Origin of the sequence: Mycobacterium sp. NPDC050853, assembly GCF_040653875.1 — a bacterium.
Lineage (GTDB): Bacteria > Actinomycetota > Actinomycetes > Mycobacteriales > Mycobacteriaceae > Mycobacterium.
On record NZ_JBFAGW010000010.1, the window covers coordinates 1 to 16,710 of the forward strand.

Consider the following 16,710-nt stretch of genomic DNA (forward strand, 5'->3'; position numbering starts at 1 on the left):
GTGAAGTCCGCATGAGCGGGGCACACGGCAGCGGGGAGCCCACCTTCCTGGCCAAATGGATCCGACGACTCTCCATCCCCATCATCATCATCTGGATAGCGGTTGTCATCGGCCTCGGCCTGGCAGCACCTCAGTTGGAGCAGGTGGCCCAAGCGAACACCGTCTCGCTGAGCCCCGCCGACGCGCCGTCCATGAAGGCGATGAAGAACATGGGCCGGCTGTTCCAGGAGTCCGACTCCAACAGCGCAGCCATGATCGTCCTCGAGGCCGATAAACCACTCGGCGCCGGCGCACACAAGTTCTACGACGAATTGGTGTCGAAGCTGCGCGCCGACACCAAACATGTTCAGCACGTTCAGGACTTCTGGGGCGATCCCCTCACCGAGTCCGGCGCGCAGAGCACCGACGGCAAGTCGGCCTACGTTCAGCTGAACCTCGCCGGAGACATGGGCGAGACGCTCGCGAACGAATCGATCGAATCCGTCCGTAAGACCGTTGCGGACCTCTCGATGGACGAACACGGCAATCCGAAGCCGATGCCGGACGGGCTCAAGGTGTACGTCACCGGTGCGGCCGCACTTCAGGCCGATATGGCCCATGCCGGCGACAGCAGCATGATCAAGATCACCGGACTGACCTTCATCGTCATCATCGTGATGCTGCTGTTCTTCTACCGATCGATCTTCACCGTGCTGTTGGTGCTCCTCATGGTGGGCATCCAACTGGGCGCCGCGCGCGGCATGATCTCGGTGCTGGGCGACAACCACATCATCGGACTGTCCACCTTCGCGGTGAATCTCCTTGTGGTGCTGGTCATCGCGGCGGGCACCGACTACGCGATCTTCTTGATCGGGCGATATCAGGAAGCCCGAGTCAGCGGGCTGGACCGCGAAGCCGCGTACTACGAGATGTTCCATGGCACAGCACATGTCATCTTGGGTACGGGGTCGACGATCGCGGGCGCCATGTACTGCCTGAGCTTCACCCGTATGCCGTACTTCCAAACCATGGGCGTCCCCTGTGCCGTGGCGGTCCTGACGGCGGTGGCCGTCGCCCTCACGTTGGGGCCTTCACTGATCACCATCGGCAGCCGGTTTGGGCTGTTCGAACCCAAGCGCGCCATGCGAATTCGCACCTGGCGCCGCATCGGCGCCGCTATCACGCGCTGGCCCGGCCCGATCCTGGCGGCCTCGCTGGCGATCGCCATCATCGGCTTGGCCGCACTTCCCGGATACAAGACCAGCTACGACGACAAGAAGTACATCCCCAAGGACATCCCCGCGAATCAGGGATTCCAAGCCGCTGACCGACACTTCGATCCGGCCCGGATGAACCCCGAGATGCTCGTCGTGGAATCTGACCACGATATGCGGAACTCCACAGACTTCCTGGTCATCGACAAGCTCGCCAAGGCCGTCTACCGCGTACCGGGAATTGCTCGCGTGCAAGCGATCACCCGCCCGCAGGGCACACCGATCGAGCACAGCTCCATTCCATTCCTCATCAGCGCGCAGGGCGTCGGCCAGATTCAGAACATGAAGCTGATGAAGGACCGTATGGCCGATATGAAGGTCCAGTCCGACCAAATGGGCGTCATGGTCGGCGTCATGAAAAAGATGCTGGCCAGCATGACCGAGCTCACCGGTGTGATGCACAGCGTGGTGAGCGATATGCACAAACTTCAGGGCACCATCCACGACATGCGGGACAGTATCGAGAATTTCGATGACTGGTTCCGGCCCATCCGTAACTACTTCTATTGGGAGAAGCACTGCTTCGATATCCCGATCTGCCAGGCATTCCGGTCGATCTTTGATGTGCTGGACAAGATCGACGAGTTGACCGAGACCATGGACGTGATGGTCACGACCATGGACAAGATGGATCTCCTGATGCCGCAGATGGTCGCGGACATGCGGGACATGATCCCCCTCATGGAATCCATGCAGAACATGATGGCGACGATGCACAGCACCATGGGCGGCATGTACGACCAGATGGACGAGATGAGCAAGGACTCGACCGCCATGGGCAAGGCGTTCGACAAGGCCAAGAACGACGACTCGTTCTATCTACCGCCGGAGATATTCGACAACCCCGATTTCAAACGCGGCCTCAAGATGTTCTTGTCCCCCGATGGCAAGACACTGCGCATGATCATCTCGCATCGCGGTGACCCCACGTCACCCGAAGGACTTTCACATATCGAGCCGATCAAGCTGGCGGCTGTCGAGGCGGTCAAGGGCACACCGCTGGAGGACGCCAAGATCGAACTCGGCGGCACTGCAGCGACATTCAAGGACATGGCCGACGGCGCCCGCTACGACTTGCTCATCGCCGGCATATCCGCGCTGTGCCTGATCTTCCTGATCATGCTGCTCATCACCCGCAGCTTCGTCGCGTCGCTGGTGATCGTCGGCACCGTACTGCTGTCCCTGGGCGCATCGTTCGGCCTGTCGGTCATCATCTGGCAGTACATCCTGGGCAAAGAATTGCACTGGATGGTCATGCAGATGGCGATCATCGTGCTGCTCGCCGTGGGCTCCGACTACAACCTGCTACTGGTTTCCCGACTCAAGGAAGAACTCCCGGGTGGCTTGAAGACGGGCATGATCCGGGCCATGGGCGGCACCGGCAGTGTGGTGACCTCCGCGGGCCTGGTCTTCGCCTTCACGATGATGGCCATGGCCATCAGCGATCTCACCATTATCGGTCAGGTGGGTACCACCATCGGTCTTGGCCTGTTGTTCGACACCCTGGTGGTGCGGTCCTTCATGACACCGGCCATCGCGACCCTGCTGGGCCGCTGGTTCTGGTGGCCGCTGAATGTGCGCGCCAGGCCGCTGCCCCCGCCGAGAACACCTCGGGCACCGGCATCCGCCCAGCCTGTACCGCCTCCCCCGGCGCCGGCACCCGTCGGCGCGGGACCGGATCCAGTGACTGGAGTGTCTTCGGAGTTTCCCAGACACGCGTACTAGGGTGAAATCCACCACCGCGCTGGGTGACTCATGACACCCTCGGTGCATGCCTGCACCGGGTGACGAATTCAACGGCTACGTCATCGACTCAATTGCGGGCCGCGGCGGGACTGCACAGGTCTACCTGGCACACCGGGCTGCCGGCGATGACACCGGTACGGTTGCGCTGAAGGTACTGGACCCACGGCATCGCAACCCGGAGAACATCGACCGGCTGCACCGAGAGTTCGATCTGGCCCAACGGTTTTCGCATCCCCGCATCATCACGGTCTACGAACGCGGTGACGACTGGCTAACCATGCAGGCACTCGACGGCGGCTCGGCGAAAGACCTGGTGGGAACGGATCAGAGCTGGGTCATCCCGATCAAAATGACTGCCCTGCAACAGATCGCCGGAGCACTCGATTACATCCATGAAGCCCAAGTGGTGCATTGCGATGTCAAGCCGTCCAACATCATGCGCACTCGCTCAGGTAATGCCGTGCTCACCGATTTCGGTATCGCGCAGGAGCGTGCGGACGGGCCCAAGGTGCCCGTTGTGCAAACCTCGCTGCCCTACGCGGCGCCTGAGGTGCTGCGAGGACTGCCCGTGACGGCAGCCACCGATCAGTACGCGCTGGCCTGCACAGCAGTCGAGCTATTCGACGGCAAACCCCCGTTCACCGCACACACGGCGATGAAACTCGCCGACCTGCATCTCAACGCCACCCCCTGGCCGATCTCCTACCGCCATAAGTACATCCCCCGAGCTTTCGATTCCATCGTGGCCAAGGCCATGGCCAAGGATCCGTTAAGCCGCTACCCGACATGCACCGAATTCATAACACTTTTGACACACGCGATGACCTAATCCCCGGTACCGTCGCCCCATGGCGTCCCCGGCTAACTACGACATGTCCGCCCTCGCCCGTGAGGACGAGGGCTATCACAAGGGCCTGAAGAACCGGCAAGTCCAGATGATCGGTATCGGTGGGGCCATTGGCACCGGTCTGTTCATGGGTGCGGGTAAGCGCTTGCACGAGGCCGGACCGGCGTTGTTCATCGTCTATGCCGTCTGCGGCATATTCGTCTTCTTCATGCTGCGCGCCCTCGGCGAGCTGGTGCTCCACCGCCCGTCCTCGGGATCCTTTGTCTCTTATGCCCGCGAATTCCTTGGCGAGAAGGCCGCATACGTCGCAGGATGGATGTACTTCGTCAACTGGGCAGCCACCTCGATCGTGGACGTCACCGCCATCGCCCTGTACATGCACTACTGGGGTGCGTTCAAGGCTGTCCCGCAGTGGACCATCGCGCTCATCGCACTTGTCATCGTGCTGACCATGAACATGATCAGCGTCAAGGTCTTCGGCGAGATGGAATTCTGGGCAGCACTCATCAAAGTCGTTGCGCTGGTGACCTTCTTGATCGTCGGCATCGTGTTCCTCGCCGGCCGATACACCGTCGAGGGCGCCACCACCGGCCCATCCGTGATTGCCGACAACGGTGGGCTCTTTCCCACCGGTGTGCTGGCGCTGGTCGTCATCACCTCCGGGGTGGTATTCGCCTATGCCTCAGTGGAGTTGGTGGGCACCGCCGCAGGCGAGACCGAGAACCCCGACAAGGTCATGCCGAAGGCGATCAATGCGGTGGTCATCCGCATCGCCGTATTTTATGTCGGCTCACTGGTTCTCCTGGCATTGCTGCTGCCGTACACCACCTACAAGTCCGGGGAGAGTCCATTCGTCACCTTCTTCTCGCGGGTGGGGCTGCCGCACGCCGGTGACATCATGAACTTCGTGGTGCTCACCGCCGCACTGTCGAGTCTCAATGCGGGCCTGTACAGCACCGGCCGGATTCTGCGCTCCATGTCCATGAACGGCAGCGCACCACAAGTGTTGTCACGCATGACATCCAACGGAGTTCCGTTCGCGGGTATCGCACTCACCGGATGCTTCACCGTGGCCGGCGTCTTCATGAACATGGTGATCCCCGAGCAGGCCTTCGAGACCGCGCTGGATGTCGCCGCACTCGGGATCATCGCTTCCTGGGCCACCATCGTCATCTGCCAACTGCGGCTGTACCAATGGTCACAGCGGGGCATCCTGCAGCGCGGCAAGTTTCAGATGCCAGGCGCCCCGTACACCGGGTACGCGACGCTCGTCTTCCTGGTCGTGGTGCTGTTGCTCATGTGTTACGAAAACTATTGGAACCTGGTGGCTCTGGCGATCTTTACGCCCCTGCTCATCATCGGCTGGTACCTGTCGAAGGAGCGCGTCCTGCAGCTGGCGCGCGAGCGGGTCGGCTACACCGGGCAGTATCCGGTGATCGCAGAGACTCCCATGATGGACGACCCGCCCAACCTCGGCGATAAATAGTCGGGCGCGGAGGCTCGAGTGTGCGAATTCTGTCGAGAATTCGCACAAAACCAACACAATCCGCACACTCAGCGCGGAAGTGAGACAGCGCGGGGAAACCCGGACGCTAGACGGACTCCGAACGCTCCAGCAGCCTCGCGAAATCGGCGACATCCAACGTCTCCCCGCGACGCGCCGGGTCGATGCTGGCGGCCAGCAGCCGACGTGCCGACTCGTCACCCGAGCCCGCCCATTCGGCGAACGCATTACGAGATGTCTTGCGGCGCTGCGCGAACGAGATATCGATGAGATCGAAAAGCTCGCGGCGGAACTGGGCGTCGGACGGCCATGTCGCGTCCGGGTGCCGATCGATACGCACCAGACCCGAATACACCCGCGGAATCGGCCAGAACACCGCCGGGGACACCGTGCCGAGGCGCTTCACCTTCCCGAAGTAGCGCACCTTGACGCTCGGCACACCGTAGATCCGCGAACCGGGCTCGGCCGTCAGTCGATCGGCCACCTCGGACTGGACCATCACCAAAAGTGTCTTCACCGAGTCGAATTCGGTCAGAATCCGCAACAGTGCCGGGACTGCGACGTTGTAAGGCAGGTTGGCCACCATCGCCGTCGGCTCGCCCGGAATATCGGCGGGGGTGAGCTTCAGTACATCCTGGTGAATCACCGAGAATCGGTTGAATTCGCTGTGCGAGTGCTCCTTGATGGTGGCCGGCAGCCGCCGCGCCAGCACCGGATCCACCTCGACCGCGGTCACCTCGCACCCCTTGTCGAGCAACCCCAACGTCAGCGAGCCCAGACCGGGCCCCACCTCGATGACGTGATCGCCCTTACCGACACCCGATACCGACACAATGCGGCGAATGGTGTTGGCGTCGTGAACGAAATTCTGGCCCAGAGTCTTCGTCGGTCGGAAGTCGAGATCCTTCGCCAGTTGTCGAATCTCGGTACGGCCGAGCAGCGTGATGGTCAGCGGGCACCGACTCTCGCGCTGCACACCGGCCATGCGCCCCAACCCTGCACGGCCAATGTCTTCTCGGCGATGGCGATCTGCTCCTCACGCGTCGCGAGGTCAGCACGCGGCGCGTACTTGTCGCCACCGTGCGCCAGCCAGGTGCCGTAATCGAACTGCACACCACCGTAGAAACCGTTACCCGTATTAATGGCCCAGTTGCCACCGGCCTCACAGGAGGCCAGTGCATCCCAAGCGGATCCGCGAGTGATCGTGGGCACCTCGGTGCCCGGCTTCGCACCAACCCGCAGCACCGAGTCGCGAGCGGGGGTGAGCACGTTGTTCGATACAGGCATGCGGCCGGTTTCGCGACCGTTGATCGTCAACACCGAGTACACGATGTCCTGGGATCCGGGCGCACCCGGATCCTCGACCACCGAGCGGCTCATGTTCATGCTGGCGTCTTGGATCTTCTGAGGAGTCGGTATCAACGAGGCCTGCTCGGTCACCTGGCTGACCCGGATGCGCGTCACGGTGATCGGCATATCAGCGGTCACCGGCGTGCTAGCCGAAGGCTCGACGGTGTCGAACTGCTGCAGCGGGTTGCCGCTGGCCTCCAGGAGCTTCCCCACGGTGGGGGCGGCGATCCGCGGTGTGCTGATAGCGCCACCATCGTTGAGCTGCACCGTCTTGGCGCTGACGACCGGCAGGGCCATGCCTTCCAGCGGGAGGCGGCTGCCACGGGTGGCAGCGGTCGGCGCGGTGTCGGTCATCGACAGGTCGGACAATGCCTCGTTCACCGTGGTGGCAGTGGTCCAGACCTGCTGGGCGCCCTGCCCGTCCACCGAGATGTCCAGCGGCCGAGAACGCTTCAGAACAATCGTGTCGCCATCGCGGACCGCGTCGTGCTTGGCGGGGGCGACATCGTCGCGCTCGGAGAGCGCATATCCGTAATCGGAGAGAACGTCGGACACCTGCGACTTGACGGTCGTGACCGTCATCGCGTTTCCGTCGACGCTGAGAGTCAGAGTTTTGTGCGCAGCGATGGCGTAGCCGCCGCCGGCGCCGATCACTACCAGCAGAGCGGCCACCAGGGCGCGTAGCAACGGCGATCGCGTTGCGTTGAGCTTTGTCAGTGCATTCACGAGTAGGAGATTCCTGCGTTCGTTTCGGTGCCTTGATACCGGACGTCAACGGTGACCAGCCCCGGCAATGTGATCACGACACGGTAACGAAAGCATCGCACGGAGGCAACTCATCAACAATCTTGAACACCCTGATGGCCGTCGCGGTGGATGCGGCGGCTAATCGCTCGGCACGTTGCCCGGTTATTTCCGCGAGCGCACGAACGGTGTACGGCAGGCAATACGACTCGTTGGGCGCACCCCGATACGGATGCGGTGTCAGGTAGGGCGCGTCCGTCTCTACCAGCAGTTGTTCGTCGGGAATGAGCGCAGCTGCCTCGCGCAGGGCGCGTGCATTCTTGAAACTCACCGTCCCCGACAGACTCAAGATCCAACCCTCAGCGACGCACTTTTTCGCCATTTCGGCGTCCGATGAAAAGCAGTGGAAGATAACCGAGGGCGGCGCGCCCTCCGACTTCAGCACGTCGAGCACTTCGGCATCGGCGTCACGGTTGTGAATCATCAGCGGCTTGCCCGTCCGCTTAGCCAGCTCGATATGCCAAGCAAATGCTTCGCGCTGAACCGACGGCTCCGCACAACCCTCCAATCGACCCGGCCAATACAGATCCAAACCGGTCTCCCCGATCGCCACGACGCGAGGATGTCCAGCGAGCTTTTCCAGTTCATCGCGTGCGCTGTCGGTGAGATCGCCCGCGCGCGTGGGATGCAGGGCGACGGCGGCATACACCCGCGCATCGCCCTCGGCGGCCGACACCGCCCACCGCGCCGACTCCAGGTCATCGGCCACGGTCACCACACGCCCCACTCCGACCGCCGCGGCGTGGTCGACGATGGCACGGACGTCCTCGACGGTGTCGGCACCGCAGGCATCTAAATGGGTGTGGGCATCGATGAGGGGCGCGAGCGGCAACGGGTCGGGCGGGCGGGAACGAACGCGGTCGGGCGGGGCTTGCCGTTTATCGCCGGGCGTCATGGTGTTCCCAGTCTATAAAGTGACAGCCACTATGGCCGATCCGTTCTACATCACCACTGCTATCGCGTATCCGAACGGCGAGCCGCACGTCGGCCACGCATACGAGTACGTCGCAACCGACGCCGTCGCTCGCTTCAAGCGGCTGGACGGCTTCGATGTGCGGTACCTCACCGGCACCGACGAGCACGGTTTGAAGGTGGAGCAGGCGGCCGCGGCGGCCGGAATCCTCCCGGCGCAGCTCGCGCGCCGCAATTCCGATGTCTTCGAGGCGTTACAGCGCAAGCTCAACATCTCCTTCGACCGATTCATCCGTACTACCGACCCGGATCACTACGAGGCATCCAAGGCGCTCTGGCGCAAGATGGCCGATAACGGCGACATTTACCTCGACACCTACTCCGGCTGGTACTCGGTGCGCGACGAGGCGTACTACACAGACGCCGAGACCACCGTCGCCCCCGATGGCACTCGCACCGCCACCGCGACGGGTACCCCCGTCGACTGGACCGAGGAGCATTCCTACTTCTTCAAGCTGTCGGCCTACCAGGACAAGCTGCTGGCGCATTACGAGGCGCATCCGGAGTTCATCGGGCCGGTGGTGCGTCGCAACGAGGTCGTCAGCTTCGTCTCGGGCGGGCTGCGCGATCTGTCCATCTCCCGCACCACCTTCGACTGGGGGGTTCCGGTACCCGACCATCCCGATCACGTCATGTACGTGTGGGTGGACGCCCTCACTAACTATTTGACGGGGGTGGGCTTCCCAGACACCTCATCGGAGTCGTTCAGGCGGTACTGGCCGGCCGACGTACACATGATCGGCAAGGACATCATCCGATTCCACACCGTGTACTGGCCCGCCTTCTTGATGTCGGCCGGAATCGAGCTGCCCAAGCGGGTTTTCGCGCACGGCTTCCTCACCAACAAGGGCGAGAAGATGAGCAAGTCGATCGGCAACGTCGTTGACCCGATCAACCTCGTCGACACGTTCGGCCTGGACCAGGTGCGCTACTTCCTACTGCGCGAAGTGCCCTTCGGGCAGGACGGCAGCTACAGCGAGGACGGGCTGATCGGGCGGATCAACGCCGACCTCGCCAACGAGCTGGGCAACCTGGCTCAGCGGTCCCTTTCCATGGTGGCCAAGAATCTCGGCGGAATCGTGCCGGAGCCAGGCGAATTCACCGTCCACGACACCGAGCTCCTCGGCGCTGCCGACGCGCTGCTGGAACAGGCACGTACGCATTTCGATGTACCCGCCATGCATCTTGCGCTGGAGGCGATCTGGCAAGTACTCGGCGCAAGTAACCGGTACTTCTCTTCCCACGAACCCTGGGTGCTCGGGAAGAGTGACGATGCGGCCGATAAGAAGCGCTTCGACACGGTGCTGTTCACGACGCTCGAGGTGGTGCGGATAGTCGCGCTGCTGGTGCAACCGGTGATGCCCGATTCGGCCGCCAAGCTGCTGGATCTCTTGGGCCAGTCCGAGGATCAGCGCGACTTTGCGTCCATCGGTGAACGCCTGAAGCCGGGGCTGAGCCTGCCCGCGCCCACGGGAGTTTTCCCCAAGTATCAGGTGGCCAAGTAGTTCGCCAAGGGTGATCCCAGTCACGGTCTGTCACAGATTTCGTTCCACCGGTGTCTTGAGGGCATCCAGGATGAAAGGAGTGCACCATGACCACACAAACCAATGTCATCGTGATCGGCGGGGGTTACGCGGGAACCCTGGCGGCGAATCAGCTGCGGGCTAACCAAGACGTGACCGTAACGCTGGTCAATCCGCGGCCCCATTTCGTCGAGCGGATCCGTTTGCACCAAATGGTCGCCGGTAACCGGGGCGCGACGGTCGACTACAACCAGCTGCTCAATCCGGCGATCCAGCTCGTCGTCGACAAGGTCACCCGCATCGACGCCGGCGGTCAAAAGCTGGAACTGGCCTCGGGTGCAGTGCTGCCATACGACTACCTGGTGTACGCCGTGGGAAGTACCGCGACGGCCCCCAACATCCCGGGTGCGGCCGAGTACGCGTTCTCCATCAATGAGTTCGAGCACGCGCAGCAGGTGCGAGCACGGTACGAGCGGCTGGCACCGGACGCACCGATCGTCGTGGTGGGCGCGGGACTTACCGGCGTGGAGCTGGCCGGAGAACTCGCCGAGGCTGGACGACGGGTAACCCTGATCTGCGGCTCACAATTGGTGCCCTCGATGGGCGAACCCGCCCGGCGCGCGGTGGCCAAGCGGCTGGCCAAGCTGGGCGTGGAGGTGCTGTTGCCCGCGACCGTCACCCGGGTGGACGAGCATGCGGTGATCCTGTCCGACGGACGCGAACTACCGAGCGCACTGACCGTATGGACCGCAGGTTTCGGTGTGCCGCAACTGGCTGCGGACAGCGGACTACACACAGACGCGCTCGGGAGGCTGATCACCGACGAGACCCTGGTGAGCGTCGACGATCCGCGCATTGTCGCGGCCGGTGACGCCGCCAGCCCGTCGGGCGTGCCACTGCGGATGAGCTGCCAGGCCGCCAGTCCGCTTGCCGCGCGGGCGGTCAAGACGGTGCTGGCGTTGGTCGACGGGCTGCAGCCGGTAGCAGGCGGGCAGATCTTCGTCGGGCAGAATGTCAGCATCGGACGCCGCGCCGCTGTCATCCAGACCTCACGAGCCGATGACACGCCGCGCAAGCTGTTCATCGGTGGCCGTGCCGGTGCCGCCATCAAGGAAATGGTATGCCGCGGAACGGTTTACTTCCTGACGCAGGCCGCCAAGCATCCGAAGGCCTACTACTGGCCCCAGGGCGGCGTACGCACCGAAGCACTGCTCTCTGAGGCCTAACGCCATGAATCACGCCGACCTGTTCACCCACCTGCGCCCACTGCTGTTCACCATCGCGTACGAGATGCTCGGGTCGGCAACCGAAGCCGATGATGTCCTGCAGGAGAGCTATCTGCGGTGGGCGCAGGTGGACCTGGACACGGTGACAGACACCAAGGCGTATCTGGCACAGATCGTCAGCCGCCAATCGCTGAACACCTTGCGTGCCAATAGCCGTCGGCGCGAGGAATACGTGGGGCCGTGGCTGCCCGAACCCATGCGGGTGGCCGAGGACGACGCCTCGACCGATGTCGTCCTGGCCGAATCGGTGTCGATGGCGATGCTCGTGGTGTTAGAAACCCTGACACCGGACGAGCGTGCGGTATTCGTCATGCGAGAGGTCTTCGGCTTCGACTACAGCGAAATCGCTTCCACCGTATGCAAATCGGAGGCCGCGGTGCGTCAGATGGCGCACCGCGCCCGAGAGCATGTGCAGTCACGCCGGCGCCGGTTCACCCCCACCGACCAGCAGACCGAAGAACTAACCACCAAGTTCCTGCTGGCCGCCGCCGGCGGCGATGTCGAGGCGCTGGTGGAAATGCTGGCCCCCGACGCGGTGTGGACATCCGACGGCGGCGGCAAGGTCAGTGCCGCACGGCGTCCGGTGTACGGGGCCGACAGAGTGGCACGCGTCGCGATCGGGCTCTCGCGGGCGGCCGCCTCATTCCCCGATGTCCGCCTGGAGCTGAGCACCTACAACAGCACGCCCGCCCTGCTGATCTACAGCGAAGGACGTCTTGACGCCGTACTTGCCGTCTCGATCACGGATGGCAAGGTGGCGCATGTTTTCGCGATCCGCAATCCCGACAAGCTGGCCACCGCCGAAACAGCGCGCCACATCAGCAGATAACCGGTGGCGGTCGGGGCGGATCTTCGGACACAATCACCCACATGTTCTGTGATATCGAGATGGCTGCGCGCATCGAACGCGCCGAAGCCGACACCATTGCCGCGGGAACCGCGAGGTACGAGAACGGCCTTGTGATGTCGCTGGCCGGCGGCGTCGCGTCGTTCGCCGCGCCGGACGCGCCCCTGAACAAGATCGCCGGGCTCGGGTTCAACGGTGTGCCAACAGAATCCGAGCTGGACGCCATTGAGCAGGAGTTCGCCGCGCGCCACACCCCGGTTCAGGCCGAGGTGGCGAGCCTGGGCGATCCCGCCGTCTGCGAGCTGCTGACCCGTCGAGGCTATCGACTGGTGTCCTTCGAGGACGTACTGGGCCTGACACTCCGCGACATTGCGGCGCCGGTGGTTCCCGACGGCATCACGGTGCGGCACAGCGGGAACGATGAGCTGTCCAGCTGGCTCGATGTCGTGGTCGAAGGATTTGCCGTACCCGATGAGCAAGGGGTCCCGTCCCACGAATCGTTCCCGCGGGAGGTGCTATCCCGCGCCATCGAGGCGCTCTCCACCGTTGCGGGGGAGCAGCGCTACATCGCACTACGTGACGGAGCGATTGCCGGCGGCGCCAGCATGCGTGTCCTCGACGGCATCGCACAGCTCAACGGTGCGGCCACCGCTGCCCCACATCGTCGTCGCGGTATCCAGACAGCTCTGCTGACAACCCGGCTGCACGACGCCGCGCAGGCCGGTGCGGACTTGGCGGTGGTCACCACCCAGCCCGGTTCCGCATCCCAGCAGAACACCCAGCGCCAGGGCTTCTCCCTGTTGTACACCCGCGCGATCCTGGTGAAGGGTCTGCGAAACTAGACCGATGCGCGTTCAGCAGCTCGGCGACCTCGGCCCCGCGCCGACCGTGCTGCGCGCCATCGCCGTCGCGGCAGCCGAGACGGGCCGACCATCACCGGCGGCATTGACCGGATCCTGGTTCGGCTCTCAGGCAATCATCGCGCCCTCACTGTCCGCTCGCCCTGTGCTGCCGCGACAAGCGTTCAGCGACAAAGTGTCTGACGTGGGCCCTGTTCCGCCGGGCGCCGTGGGGGGCGGCTGGATCGGCTACCTCGAATATCCGGACCTGACCTCAAGGGGCGAGGCTCGACGACTCCCAGCGGCGGCCGGCGGCTGGACCGAAGCGGTACTACGCCTCGACAGTGACGAATGCTGGTGGTACGAAAGCCTTCTCGATAGAGACTGTCCTGAGTGGATACTCCACGCACTCACGCAATCTCAAGATCCACTGCCGTGGTGCATCGACTGGACGGCACCTGAGCGCGAACACCATCGCATCGCGGTCGGCCGCTGCCTGGAAGCCATCTCGGCCGGCGAGGTGTACCAAGCCTGTGTCTGCACCCAGTTCCGCGGCGCGCTCGCGGGCGACCCGCTGGACTTCTTCGCCGACGCGGTCGCCCAGACCGCACCGGCGCGCGCGGCCTTCGTATCCGGCGCATGGGGTGCAGTCGCTTCGTTGTCCCCCGAACTGTTCTTGCAACGCAACGGTGTCGATGTTCGGTCCAGCCCCATCAAGGGCACACTGGCCGCGACCGAGAATCCCGCAGCACTGTTGACCTCGGTCAAGGATGTCGCCGAGAACATCATGATCACCGATCTGGTGCGCAACGACCTGGGGCGCATCGCCGTCACCGGAACCGTCACGGTCCCCGAACTTCTCGCGGTCTACCCAGCGCCCGGCGTGTGGCACTTGATGTCCACCGTCGCAGCCCAGGTGCCTTTGGAAACCACCGCCGGCGACCTCCTTACCGCCACATTCCCACCCGCGTCGGTGACCGGAACACCGAAAACCCGTGCACGCCAGCTGCTTCGCCAATGGGAAACACAGCATCGGGGGGTGTACTGCGGCACCGTCGGCATGATGTCTCCCGCAGCCGGCCTAGAACTCAACGTCGCGATCCGCACCGTGGAAATCGCACCCGACGGCACCGCCGTTCTCGGCGTGGGCGGGGGCATCACCGCCGACTCCGACGTCGACGCCGAATGGCAGGAATGTCTACACAAGGCGGCCGCCACCGTCGACCTCACGGCGATCGCGGCGCTTAAACCCGCGCTTTGACGACCGCGTCGTAAAGGTCGCGTCGCGACAGCGTCGCGCCGGACTCCCCGATGGCCTTCGCGCAGGACTCACGCAGCCCCATCCCGTCGTCCGTCAACTCCTCCACCCTGGCCACCAGGACGTCGATTTCGGGAACCGGGGGCCCGCCGCCGTCGAGCACCACGGTGATCTCCCCCAGCACGTCACCCTCGGCCCACGCGGCCAACTCGCGCAGCGTGCCACGCAGCACCTCTTCATGCGTTTTGGTCAGCTCGCGACATACCGCCGCGCGGCGCTCCGGCCCCAGCACCTCCACCGCATCGGCCAGGGTGTCGGCCAGCCGTCGCGGCGACTCGAAGAACACGCAGGTGCGTGGCTCGGTCACAAGTGCGGCCAACCAGCGCTTGCGGGGTCCCTGCTTGCGGGGCGCAAATCCCTCGAAACAGAATCGGTCCACCGGGAGCCCCGATACGGCCAACGCCGTCGTCACCGCCGAAGGCCCGGGCAGACACTTGATCGTTATCCCCTCTTTGACGCATGCCGCGACCAAGCGGTAACCCGGGTCGCTGATCGACGGCATCCCCGCATCGGTGACCACCAGCACGTCATACCCGGCGTGTAGATCGGCCAGCAGCGGTTCGATGCGGCTGGCCTCGTTCTGGTCGTAGAAGCTGATGATCTGCCCGCTGATCTGTACGTCCAGCGACTTGGCGAGCGCCCGAACACGCCGGGTGTCCTCGGCGGCCACCACCGAGGTCTTGGCCAGCGCCTCACGCAGTCGAGGCGATGCATCCCCAGGCTCCCCCAGCGGTGTCGCCGCCAACAGCAAGTTCCCCATCCCGGCAGTTTAGATCCCCAGGTCGCTGCGCTCCTGCCCGCCGGACCTAGATTGCCGCACCGGAGTCCTCCCCTACGATCGACCGTGTGACCGCGCCCGCAACCCTGCCCCCCTCGGGGGAGACGTGTCGGAGCTCAGGCAGCACCGAGTCCCCCGGGCCCCGCATACCGGCCGCGGACTTCGGACCCACCGACCGGCTGCAGGGCTGGGTGATGACCGCCGTCATCACGGCGATCGCGGCGCTCACCCGGTTCATCAATCTCGGAGCGCTCACCGACCGCGGCACCCCCGTCTTCGACGAGAAGCACTACGTGCCGCAGGGCTGGCAGGTCGTCACCAATAACGGCGTCGAGGACAATCCCGGCTACGGGCTCGTGGTGCATCCGCCCATCGGCAAACAGATGATCGCCATCGGCGAATGGCTGTTCGGATACAACTCCTTCGGCTGGCGATTCGCGGCAGCCCTCTCGGGCACCATCCTTGTGCTGCTGGTCGCCCGGATTGCCCGACGGATCGGCCGGTCCACGATGGTGGGCGCCATCGCCGGGGTGCTGCTGATCGCGGACGGGGTCAGCTTCGTCACCGCACGCACCGCGCTGCTCGACGCGTACCAGGTGCTCTTCGTGGTCGCCGCCTTTGGCGCGCTGATCGTCGACCGGGATCAAGTTCGCGAACGGCTGTACAACGCGTATCTCGACGGACGCATTGGCGAGACGGCGTGGGGCCCACGCCTCGGTGTGCGCTGGTGGCGTTTCGGCGCCGGAATCCTGCTCGGATTGGCCTGCGGCACAAAGTGGTCGGGGCTGTACTTCATCGCGTTCTTCGGGGTGCTGTGCATCGCGTTCGACATCGCGGCGCGGCGCGCGTATGGGGTACAGCGACCATGGGCCGGCACCGTGCTGCGCGATCTGGGACCCGCCCTGTATGCGCTGCTGGTCATTCCATTCGTCGTGTACCTGGCCTCGTATTGGTCGTGGTTCGCTTCCGAGACGGGTATCAACCGGCACGCCGAGGGACGCCAGATCGGCCTCGGCGGCTGGCTGCCCGATGCCATCCGATCCCTCTGGTACTACACGCACAGCGTGTACACATTCCATTCGACGCTGACCAATGCCAATGGGAATCACCATCCGTGGGAATCGAAACCGTGGACGTGGCCGATGTCGCTGCGACCGCTGCTCTATGCCATCGAGGAAAAGAACATCCCCGGCTGTGGCGCCAATTCCTGTGTGCGCGCGGTGCTGCTGGTCGGCACCCCGGCCATCTGGTGGTTGGCGGTTCCGGTGCTGTTGTGGGCCTTGTGGGCGGCACTGGTCCGGCGCGACTGGCGCTATGCGGCAGCACTCGTCGGATACTGCGCGGGGTGGCTGCCGTGGTTCATCAATATCGACCGGCAGATGTACTTCTTCTATGCCACCCCGATGATCCCGTTCCTGGTGATGATGATCGCGTTCATCATCGGCGACTTCTTGCGTAAACCTGTTGCCAACCCAGAGCGAAAATCGTTGCGAATGTTCATCGCAACGTTCTATCTGGCGGTGGTGGTCACCAACTTCGCGTGGCTCTATCCCATCCTCACCGGGGCCGCCATCTCACAGTTCATGTGGAACATGGAGATGTGGCTGCCCAGCTGGCGCTGATTTCCGACGCCGCCGAAAAGG

13 protein-coding genes are annotated in these 16,710 nt (G+C 63.9%); 9 read left to right on the plus strand and 4 right to left on the minus strand.

All coding sequences use genetic code 11. The features are described 5' to 3' along the window. Positions 1-11 precede the first annotated feature (11 nt). From AB0H22_RS23290 to AB0H22_RS23300, 3 genes are read left to right on the plus strand one after another with little or no spacing between them, the layout of a single operon-like run. On the plus strand, positions 12-2,978 hold the full coding sequence (locus tag AB0H22_RS23290) for an RND family transporter (RefSeq protein WP_358149594.1): 2,967 nt from the start codon (positions 12-14) through the stop codon (positions 2,976-2,978). Between the two features lie 46 nt (positions 2,979-3,024). Continuing rightward, positions 3,025-3,828: a serine/threonine-protein kinase gene (locus AB0H22_RS23295; RefSeq protein WP_358149414.1), complete on the plus strand. Its 804-nt coding sequence runs from the start codon at positions 3,025-3,027 to the stop codon at positions 3,826-3,828. 19 nt (positions 3,829-3,847) lie between these two features. Continuing rightward, entirely contained in the window at positions 3,848-5,332 is a 1,485-nt protein-coding gene (locus AB0H22_RS23300; RefSeq protein ID WP_180751972.1) for an amino acid permease, read from the plus strand. Between the two features lie 106 nt (positions 5,333-5,438). Here AB0H22_RS23300 and rsmA read toward each other — a convergent pair whose 3' ends face one another. The 3 genes from rsmA to AB0H22_RS23315 all read right to left on the minus strand — a co-directional run bounded on the left by rsmA (position 5,439) and on the right by AB0H22_RS23315 (position 8,399). After that, complete coding sequence (gene rsmA, locus AB0H22_RS23305; protein ID WP_180751971.1) at positions 5,439-6,335, minus strand: 16S rRNA (adenine(1518)-N(6)/adenine(1519)-N(6))-dimethyltransferase RsmA; 897 nt, start codon at positions 6,333-6,335, stop codon at positions 5,439-5,441. After that, positions 6,299-7,426, minus strand: coding sequence for a transglycosylase family protein (locus AB0H22_RS23310; protein ID WP_358149416.1), 1,128 nt, complete (start codon positions 7,424-7,426; stop codon positions 6,299-6,301). Before AB0H22_RS23310 ends, rsmA begins: the two co-directional genes overlap by 37 nt. Before the next feature lie 73 nt (positions 7,427-7,499). Continuing rightward, positions 7,500-8,399, minus strand: a complete 900-nt coding sequence (locus tag AB0H22_RS23315; protein ID WP_180751970.1) for a TatD family hydrolase — start codon at positions 8,397-8,399, stop codon at positions 7,500-7,502. A 31-nt stretch (positions 8,400-8,430) separates the two neighbouring features. Between AB0H22_RS23315 and metG the strand changes: the two genes are divergently transcribed. The 5 genes from metG (at position 8,431) to AB0H22_RS23340 (ending at position 14,232) form a co-directional block, all read left to right on the plus strand. After that, the gene (metG, locus tag AB0H22_RS23320; RefSeq protein WP_358149420.1) at positions 8,431-9,981 is read left to right on the plus strand and encodes a methionine--tRNA ligase; all 1,551 of its coding nucleotides are present in this window, start codon (positions 8,431-8,433) and stop codon (positions 9,979-9,981) included. Between the two features lie 86 nt (positions 9,982-10,067). Next, entirely contained in the window at positions 10,068-11,225 is a 1,158-nt protein-coding gene (locus AB0H22_RS23325) for an FAD-dependent oxidoreductase (protein ID WP_358149423.1), read from the plus strand. A 4-nt stretch (positions 11,226-11,229) separates the two neighbouring features. Next, the gene (locus AB0H22_RS23330) at positions 11,230-12,114 is read left to right on the plus strand and encodes an RNA polymerase sigma-70 factor (RefSeq protein ID WP_358149425.1); all 885 of its coding nucleotides are present in this window, start codon (positions 11,230-11,232) and stop codon (positions 12,112-12,114) included. Positions 12,115-12,155: 41 nt separating this feature from the next. Next, positions 12,156-12,974, plus strand: a complete 819-nt coding sequence (locus tag AB0H22_RS23335) for a GNAT family N-acetyltransferase (RefSeq protein ID WP_358149428.1) — start codon at positions 12,156-12,158, stop codon at positions 12,972-12,974. Positions 12,975-12,978: 4 nt separating this feature from the next. Continuing rightward, positions 12,979-14,232 (plus strand): aminodeoxychorismate synthase component I, encoded by a 1,254-nt coding sequence (locus tag AB0H22_RS23340; protein ID WP_358149430.1) that lies wholly within the window; start codon positions 12,979-12,981, stop codon positions 14,230-14,232. On the opposite strand, the gene rsmI is transcribed toward AB0H22_RS23340, so the two are convergent. Beyond that, the gene (gene rsmI, locus AB0H22_RS23345; protein WP_180751964.1) at positions 14,216-15,049 is read right to left on the minus strand and encodes a 16S rRNA (cytidine(1402)-2'-O)-methyltransferase; all 834 of its coding nucleotides are present in this window, start codon (positions 15,047-15,049) and stop codon (positions 14,216-14,218) included. The two genes, AB0H22_RS23340 and rsmI, sit on opposite strands and share 17 nt — an antisense overlap. 86 nt (positions 15,050-15,135) lie before the next feature. Here rsmI and AB0H22_RS23350 point away from each other — a divergent pair, with 86 nt between their 5' ends. Then, on the plus strand, positions 15,136-16,689 hold the full coding sequence (locus AB0H22_RS23350) for a phospholipid carrier-dependent glycosyltransferase (protein ID WP_358149433.1): 1,554 nt from the start codon (positions 15,136-15,138) through the stop codon (positions 16,687-16,689). The last annotated feature ends 21 nt before the right edge of the window (positions 16,690-16,710 follow it).